Annotated in this window: 10 protein-coding genes; 5 read left to right on the top strand and 5 right to left on the bottom strand. The window is 54.0% G+C overall.

The window, feature by feature from the left end; translation table 11 throughout:
* From ACLQ7H_RS27515 to ACLQ7H_RS27495, 5 genes are all read right to left on the bottom strand, one after another.
* On the bottom strand, positions 1-275 hold a 275-nt coding region (locus ACLQ7H_RS27515; protein WP_411755410.1), incomplete at its 3' end, for a phosphate acyltransferase.
* Positions 276-311: 36 nt separating this feature from the next.
* A complete protein-coding gene (gene eutQ, locus ACLQ7H_RS27510) occupies positions 312-1,007 on the bottom strand; it encodes an ethanolamine utilization acetate kinase EutQ (RefSeq protein WP_411755409.1) in 696 nt (231 codons plus the stop codon).
* Positions 1,008-1,020: 13 nt separating this feature from the next.
* Positions 1,021-1,467 carry a EutP/PduV family microcompartment system protein gene (gene eutP / locus ACLQ7H_RS27505; RefSeq protein ID WP_411755408.1) on the bottom strand — a complete coding sequence of 149 codons (447 nt, stop codon included), beginning with the start codon at positions 1,465-1,467 and terminating at the stop codon, positions 1,021-1,023.
* Between the two features lie 3 nt (positions 1,468-1,470).
* The gene (gene eutS / locus ACLQ7H_RS27500) at positions 1,471-1,806 is read right to left on the bottom strand and encodes an ethanolamine utilization microcompartment protein EutS (protein ID WP_411755407.1); all 336 of its coding nucleotides are present in this window, start codon (positions 1,804-1,806) and stop codon (positions 1,471-1,473) included.
* Positions 1,807-2,116: 310 nt separating this feature from the next.
* The gene (locus ACLQ7H_RS27495; RefSeq protein ID WP_411755406.1) at positions 2,117-3,199 is read right to left on the bottom strand and encodes a glycerol dehydrogenase; all 1,083 of its coding nucleotides are present in this window, start codon (positions 3,197-3,199) and stop codon (positions 2,117-2,119) included.
* A gap of 362 nt (positions 3,200-3,561) precedes the next feature.
* On the opposite strand from ACLQ7H_RS27495, the gene dhaK reads away from it, so the two are divergent.
* The 5 genes from dhaK to nhaC all read left to right on the top strand — a co-directional run.
* Entirely contained in the window at positions 3,562-4,626 is a 1,065-nt protein-coding gene (gene dhaK, locus ACLQ7H_RS27490) for a dihydroxyacetone kinase subunit DhaK (RefSeq protein ID WP_411755405.1), read from the top strand.
* 10 nt (positions 4,627-4,636) lie between these two features.
* Positions 4,637-5,272: a dihydroxyacetone kinase subunit DhaL gene (dhaL, locus tag ACLQ7H_RS27485; protein ID WP_411755404.1), complete on the top strand. Its 636-nt coding sequence runs from the start codon at positions 4,637-4,639 to the stop codon at positions 5,270-5,272.
* 4 nt (positions 5,273-5,276) lie between these two features.
* Complete coding sequence (gene ptsP, locus ACLQ7H_RS27480; RefSeq protein WP_411755403.1) at positions 5,277-7,670, top strand: phosphoenolpyruvate--protein phosphotransferase; 2,394 nt, start codon at positions 5,277-5,279, stop codon at positions 7,668-7,670.
* A 270-nt stretch (positions 7,671-7,940) separates the two neighbouring features.
* On the top strand, positions 7,941-9,311 hold the full coding sequence (locus ACLQ7H_RS27475) for an FAD-dependent oxidoreductase (protein ID WP_411755402.1): 1,371 nt from the start codon (positions 7,941-7,943) through the stop codon (positions 9,309-9,311).
* A gap of 47 nt (positions 9,312-9,358) precedes the next feature.
* On the top strand, positions 9,359-10,809 hold a 1,451-nt coding region (gene nhaC / locus ACLQ7H_RS27470), incomplete at its 3' end, for a Na+/H+ antiporter NhaC (RefSeq protein WP_411755401.1).

The raw sequence follows: 10,809 nt of genomic DNA, 5'->3' as shown, positions 1-10,809 counted from the left end.
GCCTTATCGCCAAGGCGCTGGTTCAAGCGTTGCTCAAACTCCGTACACCAACCGTTAGCATTTTGCGGGTCAACCACCGTAAGCCCGTCGATAGTCATGCGCTGGCTATGGGCAAAATGCCGCAGGGCAAACGGATTGGCGATCAGGATCGGCTGCGCCAGACCGTGATGCAGCAGAAATCCGGCCGCTTCCAACACTCTTGCATCGAGCGCATCGGGAAACACAACCCGTCGGGGCTGCTGGCGTGCCAACTGCTGGCAACGTTCAATCAACATACTGCCCTCCCCGCATTAAAAAGTTGGCCATGGCTATCAGCATTCCTGCCAGTTGGCAGGCCAGGCGACATACAGAAAACGCACGTGGCTGGGAGTGCCGAACTCGATGCTGGAGCCTTTGGGAATGAAGACCACATCTCCAGCTTTGCCGATCAGCGTCTCCCCCTGATGGCGGATATGCAGTTCGCCTTCAATCACCATGTCGATTTCGTCGTAGTTCAGCGTCCAGGGGAAGAAGGCCTTCTCCCAGCGCATAAAACCTGCCGCCATGCTGCTGCCATCCCGCGCGGTGATCAGATCGCTTAACCCAACCTGATGATCTCCGGCACCGGCAAAGCGGCCAAAATTCACCGAAGCGCCATCGACCACCTTGATCCCGCCCTTACCGGTAACCGAGCGGAAGCTCGCCGGTACGACATCGCTGGCAGACGCAGGGCTCTTGGCTTGCCTCTCCTGTTCAACCTTGTCGATCAACTGGGCGATCAACGTTTCGGTCATGCTGCCCTCAGGCAGATGCGCCAGAATGTGCTCACGGATTTTCTGGCGTTCGGCGGTATGAACCGCTGGCACGGCCTCTGCCGTTGGCTGCCATTCGTTGATGCTGATGCCTAGCTGCTCCGCCACCGAGCGGGCTTCCGGGGTGATAATGCAGTCACGCAGTACCACCAAAATCTGTTGCTGCCCCTGCGCCGATGCGTCACGTATGTCATTGGCGGTGATCAGTTTCTTCATCAGTATGCTCCTGTCACTGGCCGCCTTGAGCCGCCAGGAAATCCTTGAATGCCGTCAGGCTGCCTGCGTCAAGGCTGTTAACCACAAATATCGGCGGCTTGAAGCCATCGGCCACCAGCATGGCGGTGACAAAGTCCACCTCGGCATCAGGTAAATCAGCCTTGGTGATCACCGCCGTGCGTTGCAGATGAGGATAAATATCCAATAGTCCACAAGGTATCCGGCATTGCCTATCGTTAGCCGCATGGACATAAATCAATAATTCGCAATCCACCAGGCTACAAATCAGCGCATGGTATAAACGCGGGTGGCTGAAATATTCGCCCGGCGTGTCGACATCACCAAAATCATTAAACTCTACCGCCTGCGTTTTCCTGGCCAGGGAATAATCTCCCTGCAAGGTATTAAACAGCGTGGTTTTACCGGCCCCTATCGCGCCGACAAAAATAGCGCGTCGCATGATTTAACTCCGGGTTATTGGGCAAATAGCGTAATGCAATAATCGGCTTAACCCCTCTACCGTTTGTTTCAGCGCTTCTTCTACCGCCCCCACCGAGCCATAAATGACTAACGCACCGGTAAAGCGATCCAGAAACCCGATATGCACATTGGCGGCTTTGGTAGCCAGATCGCCCGCTATCATCGAGGTTTCTCCCGGCGTCAGAGTCATAATCCCGATGGCCTCTGCGCCGGGAACGCCGATTTTTTTCGCCAGTTCCTCACCCGGATGTGCAATAAGATGTGCCAACGTCACCTGTTTACCGGGTACAAACTCCTGAATAATACGTTCCTTTTCCATTGCACAATCCTCGGTATTTAAAGCCCTGGCTTCGGTGGCTTTGTTAAGTGCCTGTTTCTCTGCTCAAGTGGCTTTATTTATCCGCTGCAAGACCAATGCGGCAATCAAGCCGACTGCGGCACAGCTAAACATAACCATGAATACGTCGTGATAACCGGCCACGCCTGATCACACATCGACCAAAGAAAATAAAAATATGTTCCAATTTGAACCTTGGGTGTGCCAATTCATTTCATGATGGAACATAGTTTTTGCCCTCGTTCAGATTGAGACAAAACGGGCACCGCACGTGGCGCCCCTATAGCAAACCTTATAATCCCAAATGATGCGCGGTAATGATGGCCGCCAACACATCTTTAGCCTGCACCGGGAACGGCATATTGTGGATAGTTTCCCCTTCAGCGCAGGCCGCTTCGGCCACTTCCTGCAACTTGGCCATGTTCAATTCTTTTACCCCCATCATATGCAGGTTGGTCGGTAGGCCAACTGAGCGGCAGAAACCAAGCACGGTGTTGATTTCGCTCATCGCCGCATTCTCTAGCACCAGTTGCACCAGGGTGCCGAACGCCACTTTTTCACCGTGATACAGGTGGTGGCACTCTTCGAGCTTGGTCAACCCGTTGTGGATGGCATGCGCCCCTGCCAGGCCGCTGCTTTCGAAGCCAATACCGCTCAGGTAAGTATTGGCCTCGATGATATTTTCCACCGCTTTTGAACAACAGCCGTTCTCTGCCGCTACCTTGGCTTTCAGGCCATCTTCCAGCAGTGTCTCAAAACAGAGTTTGGCCAATGCCTGAGCGGCACGGGTCGGCGCGCCTCCTGCCATGGTTTTTTTGCCAGAGGTCATATTGGCACGTGCTTCAAAATAGGTGGAAAGCGCATCGCCCATGCCGGATACCAGCAGACGTACCGGTGCACCGGCGATCACCTTGGTGTCCATCATCACCATATCGGGGTTTTTCGGGAACATCAGGTATTCGCTGAACTCACCCTCTGGGGTGTAGATCACCGAGAGCGCGCTGGTTGGCGCATCGGTAGAGGCGATGGTCGGGGCCACTACCACGGGAATTTTACGATAGAAACCGACGGCCTTGGCGGTATCCATCGTTTTGCCACCGCCAATGCCGATGATCACATCAATATGTTGCTCAACGCACAGCTCGATAATCCGCTCAATCTCGGGACGAGAGCACTCACCGTGGAAAGTCGTCATCGCCAATGGCAAATCATGGTGTGTAAAGCTTTGCTTTACCGTATCACCCACCAAACGGGTGACAAAGTCATCGGCGATCACCAGCGGTTGGCCGCCCATCGGTTTAACATAGTGAGCAATATTACTGAGCAAATCCTCGCCCTGAACATATTTGCTTGGACTAATAATGATTTTATCCATGGGTACCATCCATATAGAGGTTTATTACGACTTTAAGTTTCCGCCATACCTTAAATGGGAGTAGGTTTGGCGTGGAAACAGCATAAACCTGGCAAGGTTATTCACCACCTCCACGCCAATATTCGGTGTTTGAAGCTTGATTTAAGCAACAGAACCTTCAACTTCTGGCCGCTATTTTTGCCATATTATGGAGGAGATCACATCCTGAGCCGTGCAAAGCCTAAAAAGTTTCATTATGAAACCCGGGTGCTGCGGCACTGTTTCATTTCGGGCCGTTACTACCGTCGATTGCACCTATTCGCTTCCAAAAATATTATCGCTGTTATCAGACTTACTCCCTGCGATTTATTCAAGGCAGCATAATGAAAAAAATGATTAATGAAATTGAGGATCTGGTTAAAGAGCAAATGGAAGGGTTGGTAATGGCCCATCCCGAGCTGAAGATCAGCTACCAACCGCGTTATATGTGGCACGAACAGTCTTCAGGCCAAGTGGCACTGATTTCTGGCGGTGGCAGCGGCCATGAACCTCTGCACGCGGGCTTTATCGGCCGTGGCATGTTAACCGGTGCCTGCCCAGGCGAGATCTTCACCTCCCCCACACCCGACCAGATGTACGAATGCGGTCAAAGGCTCAACAGCAAAGAAGGCGTGCTGTTCTTTATCAAAAACTACACCGGCGACGTACTGAATTTCGAAACCGCCGTAGAACTGCTGCATTTTGATGGTATCGAAGTGGGTGCGGTGCTGATCGATGATGACGTTGCCGTTAAAGACAGTCTGTATACCGCAGGCCGCCGTGGCGTAGCCGGTACGGTGCTGGTCGAAAAGATCGTCGGCGCGGCGGCAGATAAGGGTTACAACCTGACCGAGTGCGAAACGCTGGCCCGCCGCATCAATAACGCTACCCGTTCATTCGGTGCCGCCCTCTCCGCCTGCATCGTACCGGCAGCAGGCAAGCCGTCCTTCGTGCTGGCGGACAATGAGGTTGAATTCGGCGTCGGGATCCATGGCGAACCCGGTATCGAGCTGAGCAAGTTCACCAATGCTGACGATCTGGTCGACAGCATGTTCGCCCAACTGGCCGACAACACCCCTTATACGCGCTACCACCACTATTGGGATCGGGCTACCGGCCAGTGGAATGACGTTGAAGTCACCAATACGCCGTTTGAAGCTCAGCAGGACTACATTGTACTAGTGAACGGTCTTGGTGCGACGCCAGAATCGGAGCTGTACGGCGTTTATCGCCGGGTCGCACAAAACTGTGAAAAGGCGGGATTCCATATCGCCCGTCGTTTGGTCGGCAACTATTGCACGGCGCTGAATATGGAAGGCGTTTCGATCACGCTGCTAAAAGCGGATCGGGAAATGCTGATGTTATGGGACGCGCCAGTCAATACGCCGGCGTTACGTTGGGGTTGTTGAGGAGAGAGCGATGCTGATTGAAAAGACCGATATCCTGGCATGGCTGGCGCAATGTGCCGCCACCTATACAGAACAAATGGACTTTCTGACCGAGCTGGATCGCGATATTGGCGATGCCGACCACGGGTTAAACATGAACCGGGGCTTTAAGCACGTAGCAGAATTACTGCCTGGTATCGAGCGTCACGATATCGGCACCATTTTCAAAAATACCGGTATGACCCTGCTGTCTAGCGTTGGCGGTGCCAGTGGCCCGCTGTACGGCACCTTCTTTATCCGCGCCGCTGCGGCTGTAGGTTCCCGTACTGCGCTGAGCCTGAAAGATCTGCTCGACGCGATGAGCGTAGGGGTTGAAGGCGTAGTCGTGCGCGGCAAAGCCAACCTGGGCGACAAGACGATGTGCGATGTCTGGATCCCAGTGTTGGAAAAAGCCAAGCAGGCTCTGGCCAACGGCATGGAACCCGAGCAGGTTCTGGCCTTGATCGGCACAACGGCCGATGAGTGCGTCGTCAGCACCATCATGATGCAGGCGAAAAAAGGCCGAGCCAGCTATCTGGGCGAGCGCAGTATTGGCCATCAGGATCCTGGTGCCACCTCGACCATGTTGATGCTCAAGGCGCTGGAACAAGCGATTAAAAGGAAGTAACCCGATGGTCGGAATCGTTATCGTATCTCATAGCCGGCAATTGGCTGAAGGCGTGGCCGAACTGGCGACACAAATGACGCAGGGCAAGGCAGCCCTGGCCGTTGCCGCAGGCGTGAATGACCCAGAAAACCCTATCGGCACCGACGCTATCGCTATCATGACGGCGATAGCGTCGGTCTACCATGATGAGGGAGTCGTGGTGCTGATGGACTTGGGCAGCGCCCTGCTCAGCACCGAAATGGCGCTTGAGTTGCTGGACGACGAGATGCGTAGCCGCGTATTCATGTCGGCTGCACCACTGGTTGAAGGCACGATGGCGGCGGTGGTTGCTGCCGCTGCCGGGTTGTCAGCCCAACAGATATTGCAGGAAGCCGAAGCCGCGCTCGAAGCCAAGCAGAATCACTTGGGCATGGCTGCACCTGCCGCGCCGCTGGCGATTACCTCCCCTACAACGGGCAAACTGTTACATTGCGCATGGCGAGTGGCTAATCCACATGGTTTACACACTCGCCCAGCCGCCGCGATTGTCGGTGCCCTGGCCGGTTTAGACGCCGAGGTCTGGCTGGAGCGGGATGGGCAGCGCGTCAACGCCCGCAGTCTGAACAGCATCGCCAAGCTGGCCGTCAAACTGGGTGACTTGATCGACTTTATCACCTCTGGCCCACAGGCCGATGAGGCCGTGGCCGCCTTTAATACGTTGGCACAGGGGCATTTCGGTGAAGCCCATCTACTCGCTGAAGCCGCTGCCGAGCCAAATATTGAGCATGACGAGCAACGGGTGCAAAGGGTGCCCGGAGCCATTACGGGCGATGCCGTCAATGGCGGCATCGCCCGTGGCCCAGCCGTCATCTTCACTGCGGTGATGCCAGCGGTTCCCGAACGCCCCTACGCGGGTAATGAAATTGAATCACAAACGCTGGCTCAAGCCTGCGATCAGGTACAACAACATCTGCAACAGCAGGCTAAAGGGCCTCAGGGCGATATCTTCCATGCCCACGGCCTGATGCTGGCCGACCCCGAACTGATGGAGCGCGTGCAGCAGGCCATCGCTCAAGGCCAGATTGCCCCGGCGGCCTGGCTAAGCACTATGCAGCAACTGGCGCAGGAATATGCCCAGGCGGATAGCCACTATATGCGTGAACGGGAAGCCGACGTTTGGGACATTGCCCGTCAGGTGATGTGCCAATTGACCGGCAGTGGCCCGCAGCGGTTGCAGCTAGCCGGGCCATGCATTCTGTTGGCCAGCGATCTGATGCCTTCGGATGTCGCCAATTTGGATAAGGAAAACGTGGTGGCCCTGTGCCTGAGTGAAGGTGCCAAAACCTCCCACAGCGCTATTCTGGCTCGTGCCATGGGCATTCCGGCGATAGTGAAAGCTCAGGGCTGTCTGGAACAAGTACAGAGCGGGCAGGAAGTGATTCTGGATGGTTTCAACGGCCTGCTGTGGTTAACCCCCGATGAATCAACGGCATTGGCTCTTGAAACTCGCCGCGTCGAATGGCTGGAGCAGCGCCAGATCCAGCGGCAGGCCGCCCATCAGCCAGCGGTGACCCTGGATGGTCAGGCAGTACAAATCTTGGCCAATATAGGTGGGCCGGAAGATGTGGCAGCCGCGTTGGCCGCGGGCGCTGAAGGCGTTGGCCTGTTCCGTACCGAGTTCCTGTTCCAGGCGCACGATACCTTGCCAGACGAAGAGTTGCAGTATCAGATCTACCGCGATATTGCGGCTGCATTCGGCAATAAACCCCTAACAATCCGCAGCCTGGATGTCGGGGGTGACAAGCCGCTGGCCGCCTTCCCGATGGCGCAAGAGGAGAACCCGTTCCTCGGGCTGCGCGGGGTCAGGCTGTGTCTGGCTTATCCTGAGTTATTGCTGGCTCAGTTGCGCGCGGTGTTACGTGCCCACGCTGAACAGCCCAATATTCAGCTGATGATCCCGATGATTGCCACCGTGGAAGAATTCAGAACGGTGAAAGCGTTGGTTGAGCAGGCCCGCCAGGGGTTGTCACTACCGCTGGAGCCGAAACTGGCGCTGGGCATTATGGTAGAAGTACCCGCTGCGGTATTGAATGCTGAAGTACTTGCCCAGGAGGTCGATTTCTTCTCGATCGGCACTAATGATTTAACGCAGTACGTCATGGCGGCAGATCGCGGCAATAGCGCGGTGGCGGCACTGGTTAATTATCACGAGCCTGCCGTTCTCAAAGCCATAGCGCTCACTTGCCAGGCGGCGCTGGGTGCCGGGATCCCCGTCAGCATGTGCGGTGAAATGGCCGGGGATACCGGGGCAACCGAACTGTTGTTGCATTTGGGCTTAACCAAATTAAGCGCCAGCGCATCAATGTTACCCGCATTAAAAGCACAGGTGCGCGAAAGCCATTATATTAAGGAGAACTGAAACTTCACACCTTATTTTATTTAGCTTCACACAGGGTCTTGTTATTTGGCACTCTTATTGGCCAAAGGGAATACCCTACCAGGAATGTATTAACACGTTGTCACATTAGCCACACCAGGGAATTAACATAACGCTTTATTATCATAAAAGGTAACGTAATTCGTTAAACCTAACGGCACCACAGATATTGAAACTTTAACGTAAGTCGCTCTTAACGCATTTATTCGCTTATTCAATAACGGTTTTTTATATTCTATGGAGTGCATGACCATGAAATTTTACACTGAACCCGCAAAACAGCTGCCTGTACTTATTGAAACAGAAGTCCTGGTGGTCGGCGGTGGCCCTTCGGGTATTGCTGCTGCATTAAGCGCCGTCCGCGAAGGTGCCGACACCGTACTAATGGAAAGATTTGGCTGCTTTGGTGGCATGATGACCACCGCAGGCGTGGAGTCAATCGCCTGGTGGCGGCATGAAAATACCGTGGAATCCGGCGGGCTGGCCAAAGAGATTGAAGAGACCGCCAAAGCCATGGGAGCCACCAATCCGGAGCCGCAATCCATCAGCCAGGCGATTAATGCCGAGCAATTTAAAATCGTCGCCGACCAGATGCTGGAAGATGCCGGTGTTAAACGCGTATTACATATCACCGCCGTTGGCGTGATCAAAGAAGGCAACCACTTAACCGGCATCATCACCGAGAGTAAATCAGGCCGCCAGGTTATTTTAGCCAAGGTGGTGATCGACTGTACCGGCGATGCGGATATTGCAGCATTGGCCGGTGCGCCGTTTGTGCAACCCGACAAAGACAGCGTGATGAGCGTGACCACGGTGTTTAGCTGTTCCAACGTCAACAAAGCCCGCTTTCTGGCAGACATCGAGCTCACCAAGCCGAAGTACGGCGACTGGGGTGCAGACGAAGAGAACAAGAACTGGTCATACGAAGTTCATGACTCCTGCAAGGAGATGTTCAGCCCTTACCTGGGCAAAGTGTTCGCCAAGGGTAAAAAGGCCGGTCTGATACCGAAAGAGGTCACCTTGGGTGGCAGTTGGAGCACCGTGACGGAATTCGGTGATGCAAACTACATGAACGTGGTCAGCATTCCCAAGGTGGATTGTACCGACGTCTTCGATTTGACCCGTGCTGAGATTGATGGCCGTAAACAGGCGGTTTATGCCATCGAAACGCTGCGCCAGTTCCAACCGGGTTTTGAAAACGCCACGCTGAAGAACTTCGGCATGACCGTTGGTACCCGCGAATCTCGCCATATCGTTGGCCGCACCCAGCTGACAGAAGATGATATCTGCCATCAGGGACGTCACGCGGACAGCATTGGTATTTTCCCTGAGTTTATCGACGGTAATGGTCAACTGAAACTGCCATTGCAACCCCGTTACTTCCAGATCCCTTATGGCGTGATGGTACCTCAGGATATCGAGAACCTTTTGGTGTGTGGCCGTGCCATCGATGCCGATAAATTTGCCTATGCCACCATTCGCAATATGGGCTGTTGCATTGTCACCGGTGAAGGTGCGGGCATAGCCGCCGCAGTGGCGATTAAAGATAACCAGTTGGTTTCAGCCGTAAATATACAAAAAGTACAAGCCAGTCTTGAAAGCAATGGGGTGAAAGTTTTCTAAAAATCACTATGGAATGAAGATAGCTTTTCATTATAGGACATAAAAAAATGAAAGAAGAACGTCAATATAAACAACCCACGTTTACTGAATCGCTGCTACCTATCTTATTTATGGTTTTTGTTTTATCCGTAGGTATTGGTGTACTGAGCTGGCCCGCCAGTGTCTGCCTGTTATTATCTGCCGCCTTCACCGGGGCAATAGCCGTCATCAGGCTGGGCTATAATTGGGACAGCATCCAACAGTTTATTGTCGATAAAATTGCCGCGGTGATGCCGCCGGTACTGATCGTCATTTTTGTTGGCTTTATGATCGCTACCTGGAGCTATGCGGGCACCCTGCCGATGATGGTGTATTACGGCATGCAACTGCTCGATCCGTCATATCTGTTTGCCATTGCCTTTATCCTGAACGCCATTTTGTCTTATGTTTCTGGTGCTTCATGGGGTTCTGTGGCTTCGATCGGCGTGGCGCTGATCGGTATCGGTATCGGCCTGGGTGCCAACCTGCCAATGCTGGCGGCGGCCATCGTTACCGGTGCCTATTTCGGTGACAAGCTCTCCCCGTTATCTGACACCACCAACCTGACTTCGGCGGTCACACAAACCAAACTGTACGATCTGATTAAATATCTGCTGTGGACCACCATCCCGGCGACGTTGATCAGCATCGTTTTCTTCCTGTTCCTGGGCTTCAGCCAGCCGAGCCAAGGTGCCATCTCTGCCGATAGCCTGCAACTGCTGGTGCAACTGCACAGCCTGTTCAAGTTTGGTATTTTGCCGCTGCTGCCGATGCTGATCATTCTGGCCTTCACCTTCCTGCGCCTACCTACGGTGCCCGCTCTGCTGAGCAGTGCATTGGTTGCGGTGCTGGTTGGTTGGCTGTATCAAGGGTTCCCACTGATTGAAGGCGTCAAATCCACCATGGGTGGCTTCAAGATGCATATGATCGGTGCCGATCCGACTCAGGTACTGTCATCGGTTAAAGAGCTGTTGGAACAGGGCGGGCTGAATAATCAGGGTGGGTTTATCGCCTTCATTATCTGTGCCATGGGCTTTGCTGGCATCTTGACCGGCACCGGCATGATGGATGTGGCGCTGCGAGGCATCACTGGCAAAATCACCAACGGCTTTAGCGCCATTATGTCCAGCGGCTTCGTCTGCATCGTGATTAACATCCTGACCGGCTCCGATGGCCTGAACAAGATCATCGTTTCCGAACTGATGGGTAAAAAGTTCCTGCAGCTCAGAATGCACCCGCTGGTGCTGGCACGTACGCTTGAAGACTTTGGAACCATGACCGCACCGATCATCCCATGGTCAGCGGCCGGGCTGTATATGGCCACCACCTTGGGTGTACCAACCTTTAGCTATATGCCTTACTGCATCTTCTTCTACGCGTCGATGGTGTTTGCCGCCATTTATGGCTTCACCGGCTTCAAAATCAGAATGATTGATGATGAAGAAGCTCAGCAGTTGGCCGAAGAGCGTGGGATTTTACT

Origin of the sequence: Serratia sp. (in: enterobacteria) (assembly GCF_046715635.1) — a bacterium.
In the GTDB taxonomy this organism is placed as follows: domain Bacteria; phylum Pseudomonadota; class Gammaproteobacteria; order Enterobacterales; family Enterobacteriaceae; genus Chania.
The sequence above is the reverse complement of the archived record's forward strand: the minus strand, read 5'-3'. Positions and strand labels throughout refer to the sequence as shown.